The organism is Streptococcus infantis, assembly GCF_047464215.1.
In the GTDB taxonomy this organism is placed as follows: Bacteria; Bacillota; Bacilli; order Lactobacillales; family Streptococcaceae; genus Streptococcus; species Streptococcus infantis_P.
In genome coordinates this window covers 33,084-59,692 of the sequence record NZ_JASHCG010000014.1, presented here as the reverse complement: position 1 = coordinate 59,692, position 26,609 = coordinate 33,084, and the positions used below count along the sequence as shown (strand labels likewise).

Below are 26,609 nucleotides of genomic sequence, written 5' to 3'. Positions count from 1 at the left end.
CCAAGCCACTTACTGGAACACTGAAGTTGCCATCTTTGTCAGCTGTTGCGGTTGCTTTAGTGCCATCTGGAAGAGTGACTTCTACGGTTGAACCTGCTTCTGCTGTACCTGTAACTGCTTTATCTCCAGCTTTAACTGGATTTACAGTTGGGGCTTCTGGAGCTGTGGTATCTGGAACTGTAGCTGATACCGGTGTTGACTTGTTACCTGCGTCGTCTGTTGCTGTTACAGATACGGTATCCCCTTCTTTCAAGGCACTTACTGGAACGCTGAAAGTACCATCTTCACCTGCTTTTGCTGAGGCTTTTTGTCCATCTGGAAGGGTTACTTCTACTGTTGATCCTTTTTCGGCTGTACCTGTAATGGCTGTAGCACCTGCGGTAACTGCATTTACAGTTGGTGCTACTGGAGGTGTAACGTCTGCCTGACTGACAGTTTGTGCTGGGGTCAATTTAGCTGTCGAACCATTTGAGTAGGTTAGTGTTGTTGTACCATCGGTTCCTACTTCAACCTTAGTTGCAGTTTTGTTCGCTGCCTCTACGGCTTTCTTAACTGCATCTTTTTCTGGTTGAGTTAGGCTTGATGGATTTTTAACTGGTGTAACTGTAGGTGCAGTTGGTTCAATTGTAAATACTGAGTTTGCTGGAATGACATCTGTACTTCCATCCTTATAAGTTACCGTAACATTAGTACCATCTAAAGTAACACTTCCGATCTTGTCACTGAAAGTTGGATTAGCATCTTTAACAGCTTTTTCAATAGCACTCGCTTCTGGAACAGTGTTTGATGTAATAGGTGTTGATGGAGCTACTGCAGTATACTTGAATGTTTGTGGTTTCCACATAAAACGGATACGCCCAAGTTGTCCTGGTGTAGTCGCATCACCAACATGTTCATAACCTGTATTACCCGCCGCATCTTCAGCAAAGAGGTAACGAGTGAATTGTCCACTACTTTCTGTGTAAGTGTTTTTAGGAACTTCACCAGTTACGCGAACGATAGCTGGAGTTGACTCTGTAGCAGTAGTTTCTACATGAATACCTTCAGTCTTAAGATACAAACCACCTTTAGTTCTACCGTTTAAGAAGGTAGTGTCTTCTGCACCAAGCCCACTGCGGTTATCTTGTGGTAAAGCTAGATAAGCTTTTACAATCTTACCTGAATTATCAGTTACCTTTAGCTCAATATTATTTTCTTCACCAGAGTAAACATAAATGGCTTGTGTCGCAGGATCATCATATGGAATGTGTAAGGTCGGACGAACTGTCTCTTTTACAGTAACTTTAGTTGGAGTTGATGTGTTTTTAGCTACATCTGTTGCTGTAACACTAATTTGATCATCAGCATTCAAAGCTGGAACTGGAATTGAAAACTCACCATTTTCTCCAGCTTTTGCAGAGGATTTTTGTCCATCTTGAAGGGTTACTTCTACTGTCGAACCTGCTTCGGCTGTACCTGTGATGGCTGTAGCACCTGCCTTAACTGGGTTCACAGTTGGGGCTGCTGGGGCCGTTTTATCTGGTACCGTTACTGATGTCGGTGTTGACTTGTTACCAGCGTCATCTGTCGCAGTCACAGATACGGTGTCGCCTTCCTTCAAGGCACTTACTGGAACACTGTAGCTTCCATCTTGGTCGGCTTTCGCGGATACTTTAGACCCACCTGGAAGAGTTACTTCTACGGTTGAGCCTGCTTCGGCTGTACCCGTTACCGCTGTAGCGCCTGCTGTAACTGAATTTACAGTTGGGGCTGCTGGTGGTGTGGTATCTTTTACTTTAAATACATAAGTCAACAATTGACCACCTGGAGTTAGGGTAACTGTGTTGTTTTCTTTAATGTATGAAGGAGCCTTGCTAGAATCAATTTCTTTCAGTGTATACCCTTTAGCTTCAACTGCTGCAATCTTTTTGTCTTGAGTGCTCAGATTAATAACTTCATTTTCGTCACCTGGAATCGCACTACTTGCTTCGATTTCTTGACCACTTTCATCAACAAATTTCATGTGGACGATTTGTGGCGCTGTAAACTCAAATTTTTCAATCTGAACACGTTGCAAGTTTGTACCAGAACCTGTACTTCCGACAAATGAGAGGGCATAGGTAGCATTTCTAGCAGTCAAGGCATTCTTGGCTTCATTTGTCATACTACGGCTAGATTTATCAAGTTTTGTTGTCCAAGTTTGGCTACCGTATGTTACCGTGAATTCTTTTTTAGTTCCATTATAGTTAATCTTGAAATCAACCCATTGTCCATTTGGTGCTGGATTTAAAGGTTTCATCTCTGTAATAGAATTTACTCTTCCTTGATTGTTTGATGAATAAAACGCACCGAACGCATGATTCGTATCTCCACGGTTGTATGAAGGATCTGCCATTGATTTGATTTCAGGTTTTGGAGTACCTTTATTCCACCATGAGTCAAGTTTGAAACCAAAAGCTGCATTAATTCCACCCATACCGATTGATGCACCAGAAAGACCTAGTTGACTTTGCTTACCTGTATGGAAGACAAAACCGACTCCGTCACCACCAGCACGACCATCCACTTCGTGTCCTTCATATTTATTACCAATATCTACTTTACCAGTGAAAGAGAAATCTTGGCTAGGATCGATTTTAAAACGTAGGTAGGCATTACCAGCCTGTCCTGATACATCTTCTGTCAACTTAATAGTTCCTGAAGATTTTTCATAACTTGCAGTTCCACCTTCTTGGAAGAAACTTTCAAAGTTTTCCTTGGTTACGATAGCACGAGCAAGGTTAGTTTCATCAATTGAACGAGTTGTTCCTTCAGTAGTCGCACGTCTGCTTCTTACTTTAGGAGTTGCTGAAGATTCTGTAGTTGCTTCCGATGTTTTCTCAATTGCTGCTTCAGTAACTTCCTTCACACTTGCCACAGCTTGAGTCAAACGTTCAACACTTTGGTTAACTTGTTCTTGGCTTGCTGAACCGTTCGCAACTAATGCTTCTGCTTCTGCAATTGCAGTTGCTACTTCAGCTTTAACTGAAGCTTCTTGACCATCCAAGCTTTTAGCTTTAGCTTGTGCCAAAACTGCTTCAAGTTGAGACTTATCAACTGAAACTGCAGTTGTTGCAGAATTTGCTTCTACTGCTTCAGTCGCAACTGGGCTAGTTGCAGCTGGTGCCGCATAGGTCGGCGCCTCTGCAGTAGGTTCTGCTTGAGCTGTTCCTACTGTAGCATCCACTTTAGCTTCTGCAGTGTCAGCCTGAACTGTTGGAGTAGCTAAGGTAGCCCCAACCGCAAAAACAAGCGAACAACCGAATAGGAAATGTTTTCCTTTTTTGATCATACGCCAGTTCTTTTGCTCTGCATTTTTACGATTAAAATACATCAGATATTCTCCTTTTGTGTTTATGTAGTATTATAAATACAATTTTATTATAATCTTTTTACTTAGATAAATCAAATTTATTCTTTAGATTTCTTTCAGTTTATTACATTCCAAATATATACATATAAGTTTTTATAATATCTAAATATAGTTTTTCTCTATTTTGTTAGTTTTTTTCTTAAAAACTTGATGTTCTTTTAAAATCAAAAAGAGCAGAAATTTTCACCACACAACCATATATATTGTATGTTTTGTTAGAAACTCTTTCCTTAGCTTCCTAGAATACGTTGATTAGCTACTAGAATTCCAAATTTACACACGGACTTAGATATTTCTTAAGCAGCCTGCTAACAAAAAGTGCAATTTTATTTTATAGTGTAATGAAATCAAATCTGAACAAATTGACTAGGGAAATCAGATCGATTTTTATCCATGTTTTAGAAGCAACAGTGTACTATTCAATATTCAATCTACTATAACGGAGTATGAAAATATAGTGGATTGAAATAAGATATGAACAAATCGATTAGGAAAGTCAAAATAATTTTTAAAAATGTTTTAGAATTCGTAGCGTACTATTCTAAGTTCAATCTACTATAGAATCCATAGCCTACTATTCTGGATTCAATCCACTGTACAAAAAAGATACATGGTAAAAATAGTATTACAAGAAAAAACGCATACTATCAAGACTTTAAAAGTCTTGATAGTATGCGTTTAATGTTGGAGAGCGCTATTGGCCTTTCTTTTCAAATCAACCTTTGGACTACCCTCGCCATTTTTTACTTTTATTTTACTTCAAATCCTTCTGCGACTGCATCCGCAAAGTTTTCTTCTACGATACTTGCACAGTGGTCACAGATGGTTGCGTGGTAGCAACGTTCTGCTGTACTTGGATCAATACGGCGGCAACGATCACAAACTTCACCTGCAGCGCGTTCAACTGTAAAGGCTACATCTTCAAAGGCTACTGCACCTTCTGGAACTGGTCCTTCTGCGATAGTCAATTCTGAGACGATCAAGAGTTGAGCAACATTACTGTTAACCGCACCAAGAAGGGTTTGTACCACTTCATTTGGATAAACTGTCAAGTGAGCTTCAAGGGATTTACCGATGACTTTGGCATTACGAGCTTCTTCCAAGGCTTTTTGAGCTTGTCCACGGAACTCCATGAAGGCTGCCCATGTATCCAAGATTTCCTCTTGGTTAGCAAAAGTTTGAGCTTCTGGCAATTCTGACAATTGGACAAAGTCTTCAGCTTCAAACTCAAGATATGACCAGATTTCTTCCGCAGTGTGAGGAAGGATTGGAGTCAAAAGTTTGGTGATTTTTACAAGGATATCATAGAAGACAGTTTGCATTTGACGGCGTTCAAGTGATTTTGCACCTTCGATGTAGACAACATCTTTGGCAAAATCAAGGTAGAAGGCTGATAAGTCAACGTTGATAAAGTTCACCAAGGCCTTGTAGATTGTCAAGAATTCAAAGTCTGCATAAGCATCACGAATTGTCTTAACAAGCTGGTTAAAGCGGATGGTCATGTACTTATCAACTGAACGAAGTTCTTCGTAAGCTACTGCATCCTCAGCTGGGTTAAAGTCAGATGTGTTAGCAATCAAGAAACGAAGGGTATTACGGATCTTACGATAAGTCTCAGAGACTTGGCTCAAGATATCCATAGAGATACGCACGTCGTTGCTTGAGTCAACACTTGTTACCCAGAGACGCAAGATTTCAGCACCAAATTGTTTCTCAACATCGCTTGGAGCAATGGTATTTCCAAGAGATTTAGACATCTTCTCACCTTTACCATCAAGGGCAAAACCTTGTGACAAGATTTGTTTGTATGGTGCCACACCATGGTTAGCCACAGATGTGATAAGAGAAGAGTTGAACCAACCACGGTATTGGTCAGAACCTTCAAGGTAGAGGTCGGCTGGGTATTTGAGTTCTGGACGGTTAACCACGACACCATTCCATGATGAACCTGAGTCGAACCAAACGTCCATGATGTCTGTTTCTTTCTTGAACTCACCATTTGGTGAACCTGGATGTGTAAATCCTTCTGGCAAGAGGGCTTTAGCATCACGTTCCCACCAGATAATTGAACCATGTTCCTCAAAGAGTTGAGCTACATGTTCAATCGTTTCAGCTGTCATGATTGGTGTGCCGTCTTCTGCGTAGAAGATTGGAAGAGGAACTCCCCAAGCACGTTGACGAGAGATGACCCAGTCACCACGGTCACGGATCATGTTGTAAAGACGGACTTTACCCCATTCTGAATGGAATTTCACTTTTTCGATTTCATCTAAAATATCTTGACGGAATTTTGATACTGAAGCAAACCATTGTGGAACTGCACGCCAGATGATTGGTTTTTTCGTACGCCAGTCAAATGGGTAGGAGTGAGAGATTTCTTCTTGAGCAAGAAGGAGGTTGCCTAGTTTTTCAATGACAGTTGGCACTACCTTGTCGTAGAATTGACCTTCAAACTCAGCGCCAGCATTAGCCATCATGATACCACGTTCGTTAACTGTCACAGCAACTTCAAGACCATTAGCCACACCAACATTGTAGTCGTCCTCACCAAAACCAGGAGCTGTATGGACGATACCTGTACCAGAGTCAGTTGTAACGTGGTCACCAAGGATAACGAGTTCATCTACTGCAGTATCCCATGGGTGTTCTGTCACGATATGGTTCAATTCTTGACCACGATAAGTCGCCAAAACTTGAACATCAGTCCAGCCAAATTTCTCAGACAAGCTAGTCAATAATTCTGCAGCGACCACAAACTTACGAGCTTCACCAGTAGGTTGAACCAAAACGTAATCAATATCTGCACCAACTGTCAAACCACGAGAAGCTGTGATAGTAAATGGAGTAGTTGTCCAGACAACGATATAAGTATCTGTATCTAGAACACCTTTGCCATCTTTAACCTTGTTGGCATAGTAAAGTGATGTTGATACCAAGTCGTGGTATTCAATCTCCGCTTCAGCAAGAGCTGACTCAGATGACCAAGACCAGTAAACTGGCTTAGCACCACGGTAGATATAACCTTTGTTTGCCATCTCACCGAAGACACGGATTTGGGCTGCTTCATAGTCAGGAGTCAAAGTCACATAAGGATTTTCCCAGTCACCTGAAACACCCAAGCGCTTGAAGTCTTCACGCTGTTTATCTACTTGAGAAAGAGCGTATTCACGGCAAAGTTTCAAGTACTCAACCAAGTCCATCTCTTTACGTTTAACACCTTGTTTAGCCAAAACTTGCTCGATTGGTAGTCCGTGTGTATCCCAACCTGGGATGTATGGTGCGTAGAATCCTGACATAGACTTAGAACGAACAATGATATCTTTTGAAATCTTGTTCATAGCATGACCAACGTGGATATTTCCGTTAGCGTATGGAGGTCCATCATGAAGAGTGAAATGAGGTTTTCCTTCATTTAATTCTTGACGGCGTTGGTACAATTTTGCTTCTTCCCATTCTTTTTGCCAGACTGGCTCTTTGGTTGGAAGGCCTGCACGCATTGGGAAGTCAGTTTTCCCAAGATTTAAAGTTTCTTTGAGTTTCATGATATCTCCTTTTTTATATAGACAAAATAAAAACCACGACTCGCTAAAAAGGACGAAAATCGTGGTACCACCTTTGTTCGGAAAAAGAACTAGTCTTTCTCCCTCTTTTCCCGTAACGTGGGGAACGTCAAATCCTACTAACTTCAGACTTGATAACTTGAGAGGATAATCTTATCAACAGGGATTGTAGGACTTCCACCATCTCCTACTCGCTAAAAATATGTTTGATAAGATCTTGTTCTCAGATTTTACAATTATAAATGTTGAGAAATTGTTATTCTGAATCCTCTTTAGACTCAGAACTCATTTCATTATTTACTAACGAAGATAAGTCAGATAAAGTTGATTCATCCTGTGCTTCCATCAATTCACGATTAGTTGCTTCTATACGTGCTTGGAGTTCAGCAACCTCTTCAGGTGAAAACTGACGAGTCAAATCATTGGCTTCCTCCTCATGAAATGCTGAAATATTTTCCCCCAAAGCCTCTCTAACCACCTCTTTAAAGACTTCATCACTAGTTTGTAAATAAGTTGCTGTTGGACGTAAAATTTCTTCCCAATCAGATGAATCAACGATGGCCAATTGACTTTCAATTGTAGATTTCAAGCGTTGATGGAAGACGCGACTCTTATTCTTCAGTTCTTCTGTCTCAATCGCAACCTTCTTAGCATTATCAGTTGCTTGACGTAAAATTTCATTTGCCTTGTACTTAGCTTCATCAAGCAAACGTTGTGATTCCTGTTCAGCATGATGAATGATATTATGAGAGCGTTCAGTAGCTGCTTGTTTAACTCGCTCAGCAGTATCTTGAGCAATTAAAACAGACTGACTCAATGAATCTTTCATCTCATCAAAATAAGACAAACGCTCTTCTAAATTTCTAATTTGTTGCTCTTTATCATGGTTACTTCGAACCAATGTTTCATAGTCTCGAACTACAATATCGAGAAATTCATCAACTTCTTCAGGATCAAAACCTCTAAACTTAGTACTAAAGCTTTTATCCTTAATCTCTAACGATGTAATTGGCATATTTTCCCCTCACTTACTTAATAATAATTGTATTGTCAATTTCTTCTTATCCCTTTTTGTCTGACCATTTTCTCTCAGAACACTAATTCTTCCAAAACGTCTGACACTTACTAAATCACCAATCTTAACTTGATAATCGGATTTTTCAACCAGATGGTAATTTACCTGAACATATTTTCTTTCTAATAAATCAGCTGTCTGAGAGCGAGACAATTTCAGAACATTTGACAAGAAAGCATCCAAGCGCATACTCGGAACTAAAACTTCCTTTTCCTGATAATCACTCTCGGCTTCTACCAATTCTTCAAAGGATTTGACTTCAAGTTTGACAGGCAATCGAGCAATCTTTTGAATCCCATCTTGAAAGAGAGAAGTGAATTTCCGGTCCACAATGATTTGAGCTCTATTTTCCGTTACCAATATATCACCAAACAACTTGCGATCGATTCCCAGACGATTCAGAACAGTTCCTAAAATCTTGGAATGAGTCAATTGGTCAAACTTACTAGAATAAACAATCTCAAGCAATTCCATTTCAAAATCCGTCAAAGTCGGTATGAAATAATCTGGTGCAAGTAGTACACGACTATACTCGCTAGCTACAAAATCATTGCTAGAAAAAACTTGAATCCCTTGATGATTGCCCAATGTCTTTAAAATAAAGGCCTGATGGGGGTTGATAAAAGGAGTTAAGATGGGAGCGTAGTGCTCTTCAACCTGCCTAAGCCACTCCAAACCTTTATCAATAAAAGGAATATCCTCGACTGAAAAATGCTGATAGATATCTTTTCTCATGCTAGTATTAAAAGAAAACGGATCAGATAGTTTCCAAGTAAATGAACTAAAACGACAGCCACCCAAACTGAAAAATCTAAACCACCAATACTTAGCGGCAGACGTCTCAAGGGTTGAAGAATCGGTTTGACTAAATTAGTCAACAAACGACCTGCTCTAGTCTCATAGGCATTTGGAAACCAGGATAAGAGAGCAAACGCTACAAGTATCATAGAATAGATATCTGTAGCGTTTTGAATAAAGCGAACTAGAAATATCATTATCTCACTCGTTTTCTCTTCATATCGAAATCAAACTCTTCACCATGAGTTCCCTCTGGCAAACGAATATCTTCAATGTTAACCACAACTCCTACTGGTGTCAAAAGGTACATGGTATTTGCAACCTTTCTTAATTCACCAGCAAGTACATGACGAGCTCCATCTAAATAGTCTAGACAACGACGCGCTTGTACTTCAGTCATGTATTGGAAATCGATTAAAATACTTTCATTACCTGCTAGTAAATCAACGATATCCGTTGCATCTTCGTAGCGACGAGGATAACGAACATCAATGGTTACCTTTTCTGTACTACGATGACTCTTCATCGCTAATTCTTGCTGACGAGCATGAAGGCGCGTAATATTTTTTTCCTTTGAATTCACTTGTGAAGGCTGAGGAAGTTGTTGAGCTTGTGGAAGTTCTTCCATGGGGGCAGAAACTGATGTTAGCGTTTTTTCAGGCTTTAATTCAGCAACGTTTGGTGCCACTTCTTCTCCATCTTCAGTGAAATAATCTATAAACTTTTCAAATTTATTTTTTAGTGACATGGTTATTTCCTACTTAAAAAATGCTGTGCCGATTCGAACGAAAGTTGAACCACATTGAATCGCTTCTTTGAAGTCTCGACTCATACCCATACTGAGTTCTGTCATCGGCATATTGGGGAGATGTTTTTCTTGAATGTTTTTTTGCAATTCTTGCGTTTCTTTAAATATCTCTAGTAACTCTTGACTAGTTGCTTCAAATGGAGCCATGGTCATCAGTCCCACATACTCAATCTGGTCTAATTCTGAAAGTTCTGGTAAGAGGGCTAACAATTCTTCTTTCGAAAAACCGTGCTTGCTCTCTTCCTTAGAAATATTTACTTGCAAAAAGCACTTAATCTTGTGGTCTGCTCGTTTTTGAATTTCCTGAGCTAGCTTTAAGGAATCTAAGGCATGAAAATAATCCACATAAGAAATCACTTCCTTGACTTTACGTCTCTGTAAGGTTCCAATCAAATGCCAGGTAAGATTCTTATCACTTAGAGCATGATACTTGTCAAGAAATTTATCAACACGGTTCTCACCAATGTGTTGCACCCCTTGCGAAACCAAAGCTGAGGCTGTTTCAACATCTACATATTTGGTCACCGCAATCACAGAAACCGAGTCGTTTTCACGACCAGCTTCCTGAACTGCATTCGATATCTGTTGAAAAACAAGGTTCGTATTTTCTTTTAAATTCATCTTCATTAACGATTTTTAAAGAATGGTGGTGTTTCCAACTCATCTTCATCCGTAGCTGCTGGAACTTCAAAACGTTCCACTGGAGAAACAACTGGCTCTCCTTGACGAACGATGGCATCGCGTCTCAAGTCCCAGTCACCAAAAGCTGATGTCTTTGGAGCTTCTTGATGGCGATAATTTGGAGTTGGAATTTCTGCTGTATCAGCCATATCAAAATTACGATCAAAAGTTTGCGTATGACTAGTTCGAGCAGGTTCACGGTGTGTTGCTTGGCGCGGTTGAGGAGTTACAACTTTCTCAACTTTATCCTGACGTACTCCTGTCGCAACAACCGTCACGCGGATTTCGTCTTTCATTGTCTCATCAATAGATGTTCCAAGCCAGATGTTAACTCCATGCCCAGCTGCTTGGTTAACAATCTCCGATGCTTCTTCAGCTTCAATCAAAGTCAAGTCCAAACCACCAGTTACGTTAACAATCACATCTTCTGCTCCATCGATAGTTGTTTCAAGAAGTGGTGAGTAGATTGCTTTGCGAGCAGCTTCTACAACACGTTCTTCACCGCTACCGATACCAATTCCCATAAGGGCGTTACCTTTATTGGCCATAACAGTCTTAACGTCTGCAAAGTCCAAGTTGATCAAACCAGGATTTGTAATCAAATCTGTAATCCCTTGCACACCTTGACGAAGAACGTTATCTGCTTCACTCAATGCTTCAAGAAGTGGAGTCTTCTTGTCAACGATTTCTAGCAAGTTGTTGTTTGAGATAATCAAGAGTGTATCAACATGCTCACGAAGTTCGTTAATCCCTTCGATAGCAAATTGTCCACGTTTGCTTCCTTCAAAACCAAATGGGCGAGTAACAACACCGACTGTCAAAGCACCAAGACTTTTTGCAATACGAGCGATAACTGGTGCAGCACCTGTACCAGAACCACCACCCATACCAGCAGTGATGAAGACCATATCAGCACCGCTGATCGCTTCTGTCAATACTTCTTCGCTTTCTTCTGCAGCTTTACGACCAACTTCAGGTTGACCTCCTGCACCAAGTCCACGAGTCAATTTAGGGCCGAGCTGGATAACTGTCTCAGCTTTTGTACTGCTCAAAGCTTGTACATCTGTGTTGGCTGCGATAAATTCAACGCCAGAAACGCCTTCGTCAACCATACGGTTGATGGCATTTCCACCACCACCGCCGACACCGATTACTTTAATTACTGCACCTTGTGCTGCTGCTGTATCAAATGAAAATGTCATATTTATATTCCTCTATTTTATTCGTCAAACATGCTTCCAATCAAGCTACGGAAACGATCTGTTAATTTACCTTTGCTCTTTTCTTCCGATTGAAGAGGAGCTACTGGTTCAACAGATTGGTTTGTTTCAGGCTCAGGTGTTGTCACTGTATTAAATACTGGTCGTGGAGAAACAGGTGAAACAGGTTGAGCTGAACTTCTAAAGTCAAGTGGCTGGTGGCTTAAAGCATTTTCCCCTCGAATTGCTCGCTGAGCTAGAACATTCACTTCAGTAAGGCTTCCAGCGAATTCTGACAAGCTAATGACATGGGCAAAAGCAGGATTACGAATCCCAACTTGATTTGGTACGAATAACTTAACACGGACTCCAAATACTTCTTGGGCCAATTCAACGACGCCTGGAAGGAGGGCATTTCCACCAATCAAAGCAATACCTCCTGGCAAGTCTAATAGGTGACGTCTTTCCAAATCTTGCTTAATTTGCTCAAAAATGTGCTTAAGTCTTGCCGAAATAATCTCAGCCAAGTATTCTTCGGTCACTTCAACTGGTTCAACTTCACCGATCACTTCAACTTGGAAAGTTTCTTTGCTTGCTAGCGGTGGATAAGCTTCACCATAGTTCAATTTTAGACCTTCTGCAATTTTCTTAGAAGTCTTAAGAACTTTTGAAATGTCTTTTGTGACATAATCGCCACCCTCTTGGTTAACATTTGTATATTGAAGTTCTTGATTGCGAATAGTGGCAACCGTCGTTTGGCCACCACCCATGTCGATAACAGTCGCACCAAACTCACGTTCACCTTCATTCAAGACAGAGTGAACCATTGCAAGAGGTGAAATAATCACGTTATCAACTTGAATGCCTACACGCTCTACAGTTTTACGAAGATTATGGAGAATCGTACGTGGGCCAGTGTACAAGAGACCGCGCATTTCCAAACGCACACCCATCATTCCGCGAGGATCACGAATTCCTTGGAATCCATCTACGACAAATTCCTCTGGAATAAAGGTGATAACTTCACGGTCTGGAGTCATACTTTTAGTCAAAGCTGATTTAACCACATTTTCAACATCTTGATCTGTAATTTCTCTTGTATCTGATGTCACCGGAATCATGCCTTGAGTTGGCTCAACTTGTAGCAAATTAGCTGGCAAACCAACGTTTACAGACTTGATTGAAATTCCTGCTTTTTCTTCTGCTTGAGAAATTGCAGACTTAATAGCCGTCGCTGCTGCTTCGATGTCAACGATAATCCCATCTTTGACACCTTTACTTTTGGCATTACTTACGCCAATTACATTTACTTCACCATTTACAAGCTCTGCAACCAACACTTTAATAGAGCTAGTTCCGATATCTAAGCCTGTAAAAAAACCATTCCTAGTCATTACACTGCGTCCTCTCTATCTTACCAGTTTCACACTTCTATTTTTAATAGCTACACCAAGGCATAACTACTCACAGAATATTATAACACAAAAAATACATTCGTGCTCGAATTTTCTAATATTTAACCAAGCTTTTTCTTGGAGGTAATTTCTCAAAGTAACTTCCACTTGGTTAGCCGTAACCGCCTAATAATGAAGTATATTGAAAAATCTCCAGACTAGAGAATTCACTGATAGTTCCTAATCTGGAGATTTCTTATTTGCACTTTTCTTGTACAACTTTAGTCCATGGTAAATAAGCCTCTAAAACCTCTTTGTTTACGAGAATTTCCTCGTTTGGAAGACATTCTAGAAGATAGGATAGATATTTCTCGCTATTTAATTGGTGACGTTTAGCTGTTTCCAACAAGCTCATAATAATAGCTGCTGCTTTAGCTCCTTCAAAACTTTGAGAAAACAACCACCCTCGCTGTTTAAACCTGACAATCAGGGCAAATGCACTTTTCTAGTTAATGATGAAATTCTTCTGAATCAAATTGGGCAAGAAGAGCTTGGCGTTTACCTTTAGATTTCTTACGTTTGTAGGTAATCTCCTCTGTTTCAACTGGGAACATCTCCATCTTCCTCAGATGGAACCTCTTCCTCAAAAAGGTTGAGTTGTCCAGAAAGGCAAACACTTTTCTCAGAGAGATTTTCCATAGAGCTTTTGCGTCAGATAAGCCACTTGTTCACGAAGAAGGGCAAGTTCATTGGTGAGACTATCAATTGTCGCACTCTGTTGTTGAATGATTTTCAATAATTCTCCCATAGACTTTCCTCCTTATTTTCTAACTTTATTCTACCGAAAAGAAAGTCCTAATTTCAATAGAAATCACGACTTTCTGATGGATTTATTTTTGGAGTAATAGAAAAGCCCTTCATCAGCCAATCTACTTGTTCAGGTGTTAGAGCTTTGACATCCTTTTCTGTACTTGGCCAAGTCAGTTTTCTGTTCTCAAAGCGTTTATAAAGTAGCCAAAATCCTTGACCATCCCAGTAAAGGGCTTTAAAGCGGTCTTTACGTCCACCACAAAAGAGAAAGACTTGACCTGAGAAAGGATCCAATTCAAAGTGAGTTTTAACTACATAGGCTAAGGAGTCTATTCCCTGCCTCATATCTGTCTTGCCACAAACAAGGTAAACTTGACCTAAATCGTTTAATTGAATCATCATAGTACAGTACCTTTCCTCCGATAACTATTTTTATCTAGTATACTGGAAGTTTGGGAAGTAGGATAGATACCTTGTTATGACGCGCTTACGGTTAGCCAAAGTGGAAGTTAGTTTAAAACGGATTTTCATCGCTCTGAATATAAAAATGGAGAGGACAACGATTGTCCACTCCAGATGTTAGCTTTTATTCAACCCACTACTGTTAACAAAGAGCCAAATAAGACAACAACCTCTATACATCATTTTTTATTAAGTGCTTGATAGACTTGACAAATGTAGAAAAAAGCCCAAATTATTCAATCTTTAAAGTGGAATAGTATTTCAAAACTTCCACTACCACTCTTTCCCCATCTATTAGTAAATACACTTCTCAAAGAATAAAAAAGTAATTAGTACTATCTGTTAAAAGTCGTATTGACTTAATGCTGTAATCAGATAGTTCCCTTTTCGAATCTTTTGACCTACATTTCTCACATTTTTTAGTAACTTTTGATAGTCATTCTGGGTTAATTGTTCAATGACTTGAGCTAGATCGTGTAACGATTCAACTGCAATTCCACACTGGTTCTCTAGTACAAAACTAGATAAAGCAGATTGTTTCCATACCACCAATGGAAACCCAGAAGCTAGATAAAGCGATGCCTTATGAGAATTATTATATCGAAGATACTCCCCAAAAACACCACTACAAGTTTCGGAACTATCACCATCCCAGACAAGTCCAAATCCTCCTGAAAGTGCAGCAGGGAGTTCATCAGGGAGAAAGGAACCGAAATACTCTTGGTTTGCTAACTTTCTAGTTTCATCAAAGCCAACACCATAAAGGTTATAGGCAGGGCTAGACGGCAAATTGTACAAATAACCCGCTTTTTCTTGTGCTAGATTACCTGCCACAATAATCGGTTGATCCTTCGAAAGTTCTTCTTTTTCCTGAAAATCGGGAATCAGATAATCAAAAATGCCTAAACTAACTATTTTTTTCTCAGAAATCCCCTTATCAACAAGCACTGATTTCATAACTGGATTATGAGCAATAAGACCATCAGCTTGTTTCAAAAGACTTGACTCTTGAAGATGAACACGAATTTTATGCTTCAAGGGTACTGTATCCAAATTAGCATAGCGCAAAACTTCTAAATCATGGATAATAAAATATACTTTGACCCCTCTAGCTTGCAATTTTTTTACTAAATAGGTAGTAAAGAAGCTATGATGGAGCATAGGAAATTGAATTAACAGTTGATCTCCTGGTTTCAACCGCGAAAAGGCTTGTGCCAAGGCTTTTGATTTGTGTTGTTGAGCTTTAATCGTACTCATTTTGTACCAGTCTTCAACCGTCAATAACAAAGGACTAAAACCCTCTTGTTTTACAATTTCCTCGACATCATTTCGCGCCTTATTACCAGCGTTTTTGATATTTTTATCCTTTAAAAATTCTTCTTTTAAATAATATTTCATCTCTTTGTTCTCATAGTTCGAAAGCCGACTTTTCAGGATAACGTTCATCTAAGAACTGTTTAAAACGGAGCAAATTTTCTTCTTTGAAGTCAACATTGTCATTTACACAAAGAAGCTTTTTATGCTTATCCTTAAAAATACGGTCCAGTTGATCAAGTCGATTCAGGTCAATCGACTTCCCTATATTGTGTGCAATTGGGTAAAATTGATTGCTTTCAATCTGCCAGTTTTGACATATATACTGATTCACATCAACTTTATAGTCTCGAATTTGACTTTTTGACGTCCTATCAAGGGTTTCAAATTCGATTTCCCAGAGGTGCGCTAAAGTACTCTTCTTCATAGGAATCGGCAAATGCGGATTGACATATCCTGTTGGTCCCCAAGGTAGCAATACTAAATTCTTAAACAAGCGTAAACCATAGCGGTAATTAAAGAATTTCCATGGCGATGCTTTCATAGCAGCCTTATTAGGAAAATGGCGATAAATTAACTCGATATTGTTGAGATATGTCTTTGTAATCGGAGCCCAAGGAACTATTGCATCATAAACAGCAAGTAGTTTAGGCAAACCATTTTTATAGAAATCTGAAGGTTTGCAATCCCTAATCATATACATATCGTCATTGAAATAGAGATAGTTTTCTGACAAATCTTCGATACGATGCAGATTTAATTCAATTGCTGCTGAGTTAAAGGTCGGAAGATATTCTTGTGGCATAAATTCTTTATGCGTAACCCACCTCAACTTGGGATGAGCCAAGTTCAGCCATTCAGGTTTCTGTCCATTGGTGATTAGAAAGATCTTATTGACCCAAAGAGCATGGTTTTCGATCATACGGAACCAATTGTTAAAGGTTCCATAATCACGGTATCGCATGTCACCATCAATATACAGGTCTACCGAATCCATTTCCCCTATTACTTTCTGTTTCTCACGGATAAATTCTGGATCGCTCCCATCAACCCAGAGAACAACAATATCAATCTTTTCTTGTGTCATTTAGTAAATTCTATCTCTACGACTTCCAAGGCACGCTCAATAACCACATGCATGTCGTAGTATTTATAGTCAGCTAAGCGCCCACAGAAAATAACCTTGTCATTTTTGGTTGCTTCTTCTTGATACTTAGCAAACATAGCATTGTTCTTTTCATCATTAATTGGATAGTATGGTTCATCTCCACGTTTCCAATCAGCTGGGTACTCGCGAGTGATGACCGTCTTCGGTTGGGTGCCATACTCAAAATGCTTGTGTTCGATGATACGAGTATAAGGAATCTCACGTTCTGTATAGTTGACCACAGCATTCCCTTGATGATTTTCCTCATCCAAGACTTCGTGTTCAAAACGAAGACTACGATATTCCAACTCTCCATGCTTGTAATCAAAGTATTGGTCAATCATTCCAGTGAAGACAACTTTTTCAGCTGATTTTTCCAGCTCTTCACGATTAGCAAAGAAATCAACTCCAAGCTCTACTTCTATATCGCCAAGCATGTTTTCAATGATGACATTGTAACCACCGATTGGAATACCTTGGTAACGGTCGTTAAAGTAGTTATTATCAAAGGTCAAACGCACTGGGAGGCGCTTGATGATAAATGGTGGAAGTTCTGTTGCAGAACGTCCCCATTGTTTTTCTGTGTAGCCTTTGATCAATTTTTCATAAATGTCCGGGCCAATCAACTTGATAGCTTGTTCTTCCAAGTTCTTGGGCTCAACATCCTTCATATCCGCCGTTTGCTCCGCAATCTTGTCTTTGACTTCTTGCGGAGTTTTTGTCCCCCACATAGCGTAGAAAGTATTCATATTAAAGGGAAGATTGTAAAGACTGCCCTTGTAGTTGGCTACTGGTGAGTTGATATAGTTATTAAACTCAGCAAACTGGTTGACATAGTCCCAAACTTTTTTGTTTGAAGTATGGAAAATGTGAGCACCGTACTTGTGAACGTTGATACCTTCAACATTTTCACAGTAGATATTTCCACCGATGTGATCACGCTTGTCAATCACTTTTACTTTTTTGCCACGTTTTGTAGCTTCGTGTGCAAAGATTGCTCCAGACAAACCTGCACCAACAATTAAATAGTCATACATATTAAAACTCCGTTAATGAACTCTGCAATTTCTTATTAATGCCAACTCAGGATCAGCAAAAGTAAGTTGTTTTTTTAGAAAGGTATCATATCATGTATTAGACCCGCCTAAAATCTAGTACTAGAGCTAGGTCACATTTAATGCAACAATATCATTTGATTCTTTTTTGCTAAAAGTATTTGTTGTAAATAGTAAAAACATGAATATATTATATGTAGGAACAAACCAAAAGGCTTCAATCATACAGTTAAAAGCAATCAATGATAAAATCGCAACTAATAAATATTGACCATCCTTATACTGTTTTCTTGAGGCGACAACATAAATTATTATCAATAGGACTACAGGCACTATTCCATATGTAAACAACATCTGCACATAAGAGGAATCTACATAGTTATACCCTATTACAGATTCTGTTTTTCCACCTGATCCGATAAATTGAACGTTTCTTGTCCCAAATAAATGTAATTCATAAGAATTGAATGCATTTTTCCCCAAAGAAAGTCTACCAGTAATAAGTTTATTTATCGAAACAAAAAACTGAGAAGACCATGAAAAGTAGTATGTCAAATATAAAATTAGTCCTGAAAATATAATTGATGAAAAGGGTAAAATAGAATACAATCTATATTTTTTCTCTTTAGTAAAGTAAAAATATACAAATATTATCGTTGCTAAGAGAATAGACAAAGCATTTAAACGTGCATCACAGTATTTTATAATAAAAGCTGATAGCAAGACACCAAACAAAGATCTGGTCCAAATAAATTTATCTTTTAAAAGATAAGAAATTGCTAAAAATAGATAGAAACAATGTGATGCAAAGTCCGTTGGATAAATAAACCCAAACGAATTTCGAATAACACCCTCACGATTATATTGCAAGTTAGGGACCATACCAACGAGTGATAAAAGAAAAACTGCTACTACAAGGATACCAACCACAACTACATAGGTCCTCAAAACTACTTTCATATCTACATTAACCAAGAGGACTAGTAGCATCGAATAGACTAGAAAATTAAGCCTGTTCGTTTGAAAATACACTAACCCCCCCGAAAGCAACAATAAAATAGAAAGTATTAGATATTTGTATGAGACCCGCATTTTATACAAAAAACGAAGCCCTAAAAGCAATACAACCAAAAATAGGAAATTTACTTTGACTTGAAAAAAAGTCCTATCCAGCATCGTAGTTGATATGGTATTAAAAAACACCACTACAGATACAACAATGCTGACTAGTAGGTTTTCAAATTTAATTTTTATCATATTTTTTGAAAAAGAATCATACAGGGTGAATTATAAGAAAAAGAAATATGGAATTGAATGAGAAAAAATAATATTTCTTTAATCTTCTAGTTCACTTATACTCTTCTATCCTCCCTTTCCTAACTATTTAATCAACCAAAGCGAATTTAATCTATACAAGAGTTCAGTTTACAATAAGACTATAAGCTACTGAAATTTCTATTTATTCCATTCAATTTCACTTATTCAATAACTGCTGTTTCAACTCTTTTGGACTAATTACCTTTAAGAATAGTATTTGAAAAATGTAAAGTATCGCTCCTATTGTAGCAAATAGCATAACATTTATAACAGACGTAAAATTCACTGTAGTTTTTACAACGAATAGTACACCGTACATAAGAGCTGATGCTCCTATAATTTTAACTGTCGAAGCTAGAAGAGGCACTTCCTTTAAATAGTTTCTTGTAAAATACAGTTGAATAGCCCATACTAGGGCTTCTGTTAATACAGAAACAATAGCTGCTCCGATATAACCTAATTTAGGTAGTAGTAATAAATTTAAACCGACACTCACAATAGCTGGAATAGTTGTCGAAATCATAAATTCTTTATTTTTATTATGTGGAATCAAGATTTGAATACCCATAATATTTGTCCAGCCAATAAAGAACATTCTAAAAATCATAATTGCTATCGCATATTTAGCATCTTGAAAATCCTGTCCTAAGAAAAATTGCACGAAATCATCATTAACAATTAACATTCCTGCTATTATAGGAAAAATGACTAAATTGTATATTAAGAAAGACATCTGATGCATTTTGTTTACAGCCTTGTGATCTCCAGTTGATAGGAGATTGGCAACACGAGGAAGCATTACGCTTCCTAACGAAGTCACTAGTGTAAGCAAAATATTGACCAATTTTAAGGCTTGGTCATAAATTCCGACATCTTTAGTTGATGCTAATGCCCCTAGCATAGTACGATCCAAAGTAACATATAGCGAAATAGCTATTTGCGGCAAAAATAAGAGAACAACTGGTTTCAAGTGTTGTTTAGCATAGGACCAATCAAAATGTGGTTTCCCGATAAATTCTCTAGCTGGCAACCACATACTAAACTGCCCCAATAATTCAAATATTGTTAGCAAAAACACATAAAGATATAAATCATTTGCTGATTTTACAAATAAGAAGATTGAAATGACACCGATCAGTTTGACAGTAATATTTCTAACTGTTATCTTGCGAAAATCCTCTAACCCTTGAAATAACCAGGAGATATCCATCCCTTTAGATACCAGACTCAAGCCCAAAATATATGCAACGGGATTTTGCATAAATGACATGGATAGACATAAGAGAATGTATAAGCATATCGACAGAATGGTCGCACCAAACTGCAAGGTGTATATGCCCCAAAAGTTTTTTCTGATATCTTTACGATGGCCTGAAATTTCTTTTGTACCATAATTGGCCACGCCCAATGTCGCCAATAAAATAAAGTAGGTTACAATTGAATTGAAATAACCATAAGTACCTAATTCAGTTGAACTAAATACCCTAGTTACATAAGGTGTTGTTATAATAGGAAGAATTATCACTAGTAGCTGGTAAGAGAGATTATATGCATAATTTTTTAAAACCTTCATTCTTACCTAACCCATCTTCTCTCTAATTTTTTCATACAGTTTTGGAGAAACCAAAAACATCAAGTATTTCACTTTATTTTTCCTTGTAACATTTGAATTCGGAATAACATCTTTGAAATATTGAATGTATTCTTTTCTAATTTTATTAACTTCAGCATACATATCTGAACTAAGCATAGCATGTACAATATGCAGACCATTAAAAACATAGCGAACATTCAAGGCTCTTCTCATATCCCTATCACCTGAATAGTCTCGTTCAACATAACTTCTATTCCATTCCATTGCCTTGTAAAAATCTAAGAGACGATCACTATACTTAGAATTTACAATACTTCCTGGTCTTCGATAGTATTTATAAAGATTTAGATCACTAACAGCAATATTTTCACAAGAAGCAATATGCTCATAAGCAAGAGCTAAATCTTCATACAACATCCCATTAGGATATGGAAACCTTAATAAGATTTCTTTCTTATATAGTTTACCACCTGAATGTGTCCCAACATAATTTCCATAAAACATTTGTTCTAAAGCTGTTCGACGATCTAATTTTCCAGAATATTTCTCTCTGAAATCTCCTAGGAAATCACTATTTTCATAGTTTCTAACTTCAATCACTGGAGTTGCTACAAGATCAACTCTATACTTATCTCTAAGTTCTACTAAATATTCAATGGCTCTATGGTCATAATAATCGTCTGAATCAATGAAAACAATCCAATCCGTTGAAGATTCTTTTACCCCAGTATTGCGGGCATTGGACAATCCCCCATTTTCAATATGCAGAACTTTTATTCTGTTATCTTCTCGAGCATATTGGTCACAAATTTCTCCAGAACTATCCGTCGAACCATCATCTACTAGGATTATTTCAATATTTTTATATGTTTGTTGTCTTAGACTTTCTACACAATAACTCAAACAGTTCTCAACATTGTACACTGGTACAACAATAGAAATCTGATCCATTATGATAATCCTTCCAAAATGATATCAACAATACGCTCACAAGCTTTTCCATCTCCATATGGATTACTTGCTTTACTCATCTTGTTATATTCTGTTTGATTTTCTAAAAGAAGTTTAAAATTAGAGTAAATATTTTCTTCTTCCGTACCCACTAGTTTTAATGTTCCAGCAGCAATCCCCTCTGGACGCTCTGTTGTGTCACGCATGACTAAAACAGGCTTCCCTAAGGATGGAGCTTCTTCCTGAACTCCACCAGAATCTGTTAAAATCATGTAGCTTTGGTTCATAAAATTATGGAAATCAATGACCTCTAAAGGTTCAATAATTTTCATACGTTCATTGTCACCAAATACTTTACTTGCCAGCTCACGAACCTTAGGGTTTTTATGAATTGGGTAAACAACTTTAACATCCTCAAATTCATTTAAAATACGATTAACAGCATTAAACATATTTTCCATTGGTAGCCCAAGATTTTCACGTCTGTGAGCTGTCAACATAATCAATTTACTGTCCTTAGCCCACTCTAAAATTGGATGATTGTAATTATCCTGAACAGTTGTCTTTAAAGCATCAATAACCGTATTACCCGTTACAAAAATATTCTCTCTTCCCTCTTTTAGAAGATTTTCCTTTGCAACTTCTGTCGGTGCAAAATGGTAATCCGCTATAATAGATGTCGTTTGACGATTAAACTCCTCAGGAAATGGACTTTGAAGATTATAAGTTCGTAATCCTGCTTCCACATGTCCAACTTTGATGCCCATGTAAAAGGCAGCTAAAGCTGTGGCAAATGTTGTACTTGTATCCCCATGGACCAGAACAATATCAGGCTTTTCTTGTTCAAGAACTGCTTGAATCTTGTCTAGAATACTGGTCGTAATTGTAAATAGAGTTTGATTAGCCTTCATAATCCCCAAATCATAATCAGGAACAACCTTAAAGACATTCAGAACCTGGTCAAGCATTTCCTTGTGTTGGCCAGTTACACAGACAATGGTCTTGATTGAATCATTTTCCTTCAACTCATTTACTAACGGACACATTTTGATTGCTTCTGGACGTGTCCCAAAAACCAACATTACTTTTTTCATTTTGGTTCTCCCTGTATTTCTCTATACAATGCTCGATAGTTTTCCAAAAACAAAGGATAACTAAATTTGTTTTCATAGTCTTTCTTAGCTTGACTAGCAAGTTCCTGTCTTAATGTTGCATCTGTAGCTAATTTATCAATAGCAACTGATAGGGCAACAGGGTCTTTTGCTGGAACTAAAATCCCATTTTCATTTGTAACAACTTCGTTTAATCCCGGTATATCCGTCGCAACTAAGGTTTTGCTATTCATAAATGCCTCAATAGCAACTAAGCCAAATCCTTCAAATACTGAAGGTAAGATACAAAAATCAAAACTATTGATACATTCTACTATATCCTTGCGATATCCTAAAAATGTCACCGAATCTTGAAGATGTAACTCTTCAACCTTGTTCTCAAGTTCATTTCTAAGCTCACCATCACCAACGATAAACAACCGAATATTCTTCACTGTAAGTAAAGACATAGCTTCAATAAGATAAGTCAAACCTTTTTGTTCAGACAATCTAGCTATACACCCAAGCTTAGTCCCATCATAACCGATAATATCATCGACTTGATTATCCGTTTCCTTTAAGATAACTCCATTGTAAATAACCTTACTATCAGTAATTCCTACGTCTTCTTTCAGGTTATTATTCACAGCTTCTCCTACAGCAACACTTTTGGCATTCTTTAAGGCAAATCTATATAAGGGCAATTTATCTTTAAAGACATTGTGAGCTGTATAAACATGTGTTAATTTTGGATAAACAAATTTTAATAATCGAATATAAAAAGCAGCCATCCGATGATGAGTATGAACTATTGTTATCCCTTTTTGTTTGATAATCTGGTGAATGCTAAAAAGTAGCTTTAATACCGTCACGGGGTTTTTGCTATCAATATCTAAAATTTTATGATGTTGGATCCCTTTAGCAGAAAGCTCGCTCTCCCAAAGCCCACCCGTAGATGCGACGTGAACGCTGTCAAACTCATCTTTCAAATCTGAGCTCAACTGGTAAACAATACGCTCTGCACCACCAATATCCATGGTACGTGAAATATGTAAAATATTATTTTTTCGATTTTCGTTTTTCATCTAAAACTCGCTTAATAAAAGTGACATTCCCTACAAAATAACGCTTAAAGAGTCGTCTAGGTTCATTTGCCACTCGGAACAACCACTCAAGATGTGCATTTTGCATCCAGAGAGGAGCTCGTTTAATATGGCCAGATAAAACGTCAAAACTACCTCCAACTCCCATAAAGACTGAATTAACACCTTGATCCATAAATTTTTGAATGATGTATTCTTTCTTGGGAGAGGTAATCCCAACAAAAACAAAATCAGGATTTTTCTCTCGAATGTCTTCTTGAATACCGTATTCATCTTCTTCAGAAAAATAACCATTCCGATATCCAAGGACTCGTAAATTTGGATAATCTTTCTTAAAAATTTCTAGCATATCTATTAAAACGTCTTCCTTGGCACCAAAAAAATAAACCGAATAAGACTTTTCATTAGCTAAATGAAGCAATCTTTGCATTAAGTCAATCCCAGCGACTCTCTCAGGAACTTGATAACCCAAAAAACGGGAAGCAAGAACAACCGAGGCTCCATCTGCGTTGATGATTTCAGAATCATTCACGATCTTTTTAATTGATTCATCGTTTTGGCATTGGTTAATTTTATCTGCGTTTACCCCCATTAAGTGGAGCGGACGCTTTTCTACAACAAATTTTTCAACTGCTTGGACAGTTTCGTCCATTGTTAAGGGGTCAATTCTGACCCCCATTAAATTAAAACTATTCAATTTAATCTCCCCACGTAGACTCAAAATGACCCTTACGCTCAGCTTCTTTTGGTAGTTGCATGTAATCACCATATATTTTTGTCAAATATTCATCAGGATTTTCATGACAACTAATTTGTAAGTTTTCAAACTCTAGTAATTGCGGTTCCCCAAACACTTCTTTTCTTGCGAGTTCTCGTTCGCGGTAGGAACCCAAGACATTTCCGACCATGGTACTAGTCTCGTAATCATATTGTTTAATGATACTTTGTAATTTTTTGTTAATTTTTGAAGTCTTTAAGAGTTTATTTAATTTTAAGGCTCTTGAAACTTTCACAATCGCATTTTCGAACGAACCTCTATCTCTCTCATGCAAACGATCGATAACAGAAATTTTAGACAAGGCACGATAGAACTTTATTTTATTTGTATGCACCCAGTAATGGATTCCATCTTCTGGGTAACCATCTAAGGGAAAGATATCAATAAAAGGACTACACCATTCATTGCCAAATTGAATTTGGATTGAAGTATCCATAATCGAAGTATTACCTAGATTATCATCGTGAAGTCTTAAAACAACACTTTCAGGAAGATCTTTCTCACAGATTGACAAGAATTTTTCGTAATCTTTTCTAGGCATTCCTAAATCCATATCATCATCCCATGGGATAAATCCTTTATGACGAATGGCACCAAGTAATGTACCACCCAAGGCGTAATAACGCAAATTATATCTTTTACAAAGGTCGATATAACTTTCTAAAAGAGTTAACTCTCCTAATTGAATTTCTCTCACTTTATTCATAGAATCATTTCGCTCCATCTCTCATGAATACAACTTTAACAGTTTTTAACAAAATTTCAATATCTTTCCAGATTGTCCAATTATCAATATAAGCCACATCTAGTTTTACAACATCGTCAAAATCGGTTATTTTACTTCGGCCACTAATTTGCCACAAGCCTGTAATACCAGGTTTAAAGCTAAGACGACGTTTTTGCTCAGGTGTGTACTTTTCGTACTCATCTACAGTTGGTGGGCGTGTGCCGACCAGACTCATATCTCCAATCAACACATTCCAAAATTGTGGCAATTCATCCAAACTAGTTTTTCGGATGAATTGTCCGATCTTAGTCACTCGAGGATCGTTATCAATCTTAAACATTCCACCTTGCATCGTATTTTGATCCATCAACTGTTCCTTGATCGCTTCAGCATCGATTCTCATCGAGCGAAATTTATAAAAGGTAAAGTGACGGCCATTTTTCCCGATACGAGTTTGAGAAAAGATTGCAGGTCCTCCATCTTTACGAATCAAGGGAACTAAAAATAGACTAGCAATTCCACAAAGGATCAACCCAACAATGGCACCACAAATATCAAGGATTCGTTTAGCAATCACATGGCTCGACTTGTAAAAATTTGTAGAAAATGTCACTACGTTTAAGCCCGCCATCTCATGGATTTGTTTATTGCGACCTAGGTTTTTATCGAAAGCGTTGAGATTAACTGTTACAGCAATTCCCATTGTTTCAAACTGAGAAATAACAGCTCCAATATCATAGTCCTCACTTGGCAGATTGACAAAGACTTCATCCACCACTTCATGTGTCGCATAACTCAGTAATTGCTCCTTTGGTACCACAATCACCTTTTCATGAGTGAACTCTGGCATGTCTAAAACGCTTACTGCAACCAATTTCCCTTGAACATCATTAGCTGTTAATAATCGATCCAATACTTTTTCGGTACGTGACATCGCCGTAATCAATAAAATATTACGACTTCCCTTCAAATTATGTTTGAAGATTCTCCAATATCTCTTCACAAAGAAACTGAGTAGATAATTCAAAACACTGTACAAGGAAAGCAAGTATACCATCCCTCGCCTTGAAATTACAAACTTTTCCTTCAAGAAAAAACTTGAAAAACTGATCAGCAGAGCATAAAAGATAATATATTTAATTGTTTCTACTAACTCCACATACTGACCACGTTTAAAAAAATCCTTACCGTATCCACTGATATAGAAGGCGACAAAGTGAAGAAAAAACAGAACAAATACTGTATTTAAAACAATGTCAGTTTCTGAAATTGCAATCAGTACATAAGCTAATAAACTAACAAGTATACTCTGCAAGAGTGCCAGAGTTATATTGTAGAAGCCTCTTCCTTCCAT

At 37.8% G+C, this 26,609-nt stretch carries 21 protein-coding genes and 2 pseudogenes; all 23 read right to left on the bottom strand.

Features of this window, described 5'->3' with window-relative positions; translation table 11 throughout:
- Nucleotides 1–3,352 (bottom strand): Ig-like domain-containing protein (locus QM469_RS08485; protein WP_414276517.1); only part of this gene is annotated, 3,352 nt, incomplete at its 3' end.
- 788 nt (nucleotides 3,353–4,140) lie between these two features.
- Nucleotides 4,141–6,933, bottom strand: a complete 2,793-nt coding sequence (ileS, locus tag QM469_RS08480) for an isoleucine--tRNA ligase (RefSeq protein WP_075231301.1) — start codon at nucleotides 6,931–6,933, stop codon at nucleotides 4,141–4,143.
- Nucleotides 6,934–7,207: 274 nt separating this feature from the next.
- The gene (locus tag QM469_RS08475; RefSeq protein WP_075231300.1) at nucleotides 7,208–7,966 is read right to left on the bottom strand and encodes a DivIVA domain-containing protein; all 759 of its coding nucleotides are present in this window, start codon (nucleotides 7,964–7,966) and stop codon (nucleotides 7,208–7,210) included.
- A 9-nt stretch (nucleotides 7,967–7,975) separates the two neighbouring features.
- Complete coding sequence (locus QM469_RS08470) at nucleotides 7,976–8,761, bottom strand: RNA-binding protein (RefSeq protein WP_414273802.1); 786 nt, start codon at nucleotides 8,759–8,761, stop codon at nucleotides 7,976–7,978.
- Nucleotides 8,758–9,021: a YggT family protein gene (locus tag QM469_RS08465; RefSeq protein ID WP_248035607.1), complete on the bottom strand. Its 264-nt coding sequence runs from the start codon at nucleotides 9,019–9,021 to the stop codon at nucleotides 8,758–8,760. The genes QM469_RS08470 and QM469_RS08465 overlap by 4 nt, the downstream gene beginning before the upstream one ends.
- Nucleotides 9,021–9,572 (bottom strand): cell division protein SepF, encoded by a 552-nt coding sequence (locus tag QM469_RS08460; RefSeq protein WP_075231297.1) that lies wholly within the window; start codon nucleotides 9,570–9,572, stop codon nucleotides 9,021–9,023. Before QM469_RS08460 ends, QM469_RS08465 begins: the two co-directional genes overlap by 1 nt.
- A gap of 9 nt (nucleotides 9,573–9,581) precedes the next feature.
- Nucleotides 9,582–10,253, bottom strand: a complete 672-nt coding sequence (locus QM469_RS08455) for a YggS family pyridoxal phosphate-dependent enzyme (protein ID WP_248035604.1) — start codon at nucleotides 10,251–10,253, stop codon at nucleotides 9,582–9,584.
- 5 nt (nucleotides 10,254–10,258) lie between these two features.
- A complete protein-coding gene (gene ftsZ, locus QM469_RS08450; protein ID WP_414276518.1) occupies nucleotides 10,259–11,515 on the bottom strand; it encodes a cell division protein FtsZ in 1,257 nt (418 codons plus the stop codon).
- A 17-nt stretch (nucleotides 11,516–11,532) separates the two neighbouring features.
- The gene (ftsA, locus tag QM469_RS08445) at nucleotides 11,533–12,906 is read right to left on the bottom strand and encodes a cell division protein FtsA (RefSeq protein ID WP_315640761.1); all 1,374 of its coding nucleotides are present in this window, start codon (nucleotides 12,904–12,906) and stop codon (nucleotides 11,533–11,535) included.
- Nucleotides 12,907–13,162: 256 nt separating this feature from the next.
- Nucleotides 13,163–13,378, bottom strand: a pseudogene (locus tag QM469_RS08440) (transposase domain-containing protein); the annotation flags it as partial.
- A 128-nt stretch (nucleotides 13,379–13,506) separates the two neighbouring features.
- Nucleotides 13,507–13,714: pseudogene (locus QM469_RS08435) on the bottom strand (transposase domain-containing protein).
- Between the two features lie 53 nt (nucleotides 13,715–13,767).
- Nucleotides 13,768–14,118 (bottom strand): IS66 family insertion sequence element accessory protein TnpB, encoded by a 351-nt coding sequence (gene tnpB, locus QM469_RS08430; RefSeq protein ID WP_371608382.1) that lies wholly within the window; start codon nucleotides 14,116–14,118, stop codon nucleotides 13,768–13,770.
- 402 nt (nucleotides 14,119–14,520) lie between these two features.
- On the bottom strand, nucleotides 14,521–15,576 hold the full coding sequence (locus QM469_RS08425; RefSeq protein ID WP_414276519.1) for a galactofuranosyltransferase: 1,056 nt from the start codon (nucleotides 15,574–15,576) through the stop codon (nucleotides 14,521–14,523).
- 10 nt (nucleotides 15,577–15,586) lie between these two features.
- Nucleotides 15,587–16,579: a stealth family protein gene (locus tag QM469_RS08420; protein WP_414276520.1), complete on the bottom strand. Its 993-nt coding sequence runs from the start codon at nucleotides 16,577–16,579 to the stop codon at nucleotides 15,587–15,589.
- Nucleotides 16,576–17,676, bottom strand: coding sequence for a UDP-galactopyranose mutase (gene glf, locus QM469_RS08415; RefSeq protein ID WP_414276521.1), 1,101 nt, complete (start codon nucleotides 17,674–17,676; stop codon nucleotides 16,576–16,578). The genes QM469_RS08420 and glf overlap by 4 nt, the downstream gene beginning before the upstream one ends.
- A 126-nt stretch (nucleotides 17,677–17,802) precedes the next feature.
- Nucleotides 17,803–18,951 (bottom strand): polysaccharide polymerase, encoded by a 1,149-nt coding sequence (locus QM469_RS08410; RefSeq protein WP_371608378.1) that lies wholly within the window; start codon nucleotides 18,949–18,951, stop codon nucleotides 17,803–17,805.
- Nucleotides 18,952–19,168: 217 nt separating this feature from the next.
- Nucleotides 19,169–20,584: a flippase gene (locus QM469_RS08405; RefSeq protein ID WP_414276522.1), complete on the bottom strand. Its 1,416-nt coding sequence runs from the start codon at nucleotides 20,582–20,584 to the stop codon at nucleotides 19,169–19,171.
- 6 nt (nucleotides 20,585–20,590) lie between these two features.
- Nucleotides 20,591–21,556 (bottom strand): glycosyltransferase family 2 protein, encoded by a 966-nt coding sequence (locus QM469_RS08400; protein ID WP_414276523.1) that lies wholly within the window; start codon nucleotides 21,554–21,556, stop codon nucleotides 20,591–20,593.
- On the bottom strand, nucleotides 21,556–22,650 hold the full coding sequence (gene wecB, locus QM469_RS08395; protein ID WP_414276524.1) for a non-hydrolyzing UDP-N-acetylglucosamine 2-epimerase: 1,095 nt from the start codon (nucleotides 22,648–22,650) through the stop codon (nucleotides 21,556–21,558). The genes QM469_RS08400 and wecB overlap by 1 nt, the downstream gene beginning before the upstream one ends.
- Nucleotides 22,647–23,732, bottom strand: coding sequence for a glycosyltransferase family 4 protein (locus QM469_RS08390; protein WP_371608374.1), 1,086 nt, complete (start codon nucleotides 23,730–23,732; stop codon nucleotides 22,647–22,649). The genes wecB and QM469_RS08390 overlap by 4 nt, the downstream gene beginning before the upstream one ends.
- Nucleotides 23,707–24,429, bottom strand: coding sequence for a WecB/TagA/CpsF family glycosyltransferase (locus QM469_RS08385; RefSeq protein ID WP_371608389.1), 723 nt, complete (start codon nucleotides 24,427–24,429; stop codon nucleotides 23,707–23,709). The genes QM469_RS08390 and QM469_RS08385 overlap by 26 nt, the downstream gene beginning before the upstream one ends.
- A gap of 19 nt (nucleotides 24,430–24,448) precedes the next feature.
- A complete protein-coding gene (locus QM469_RS08380) occupies nucleotides 24,449–25,234 on the bottom strand; it encodes a LicD family protein (protein ID WP_414276525.1) in 786 nt (261 codons plus the stop codon).
- 4 nt (nucleotides 25,235–25,238) lie between these two features.
- Entirely contained in the window at nucleotides 25,239–26,609 is a 1,371-nt protein-coding gene (locus QM469_RS08375; RefSeq protein WP_414276526.1) for a sugar transferase, read from the bottom strand.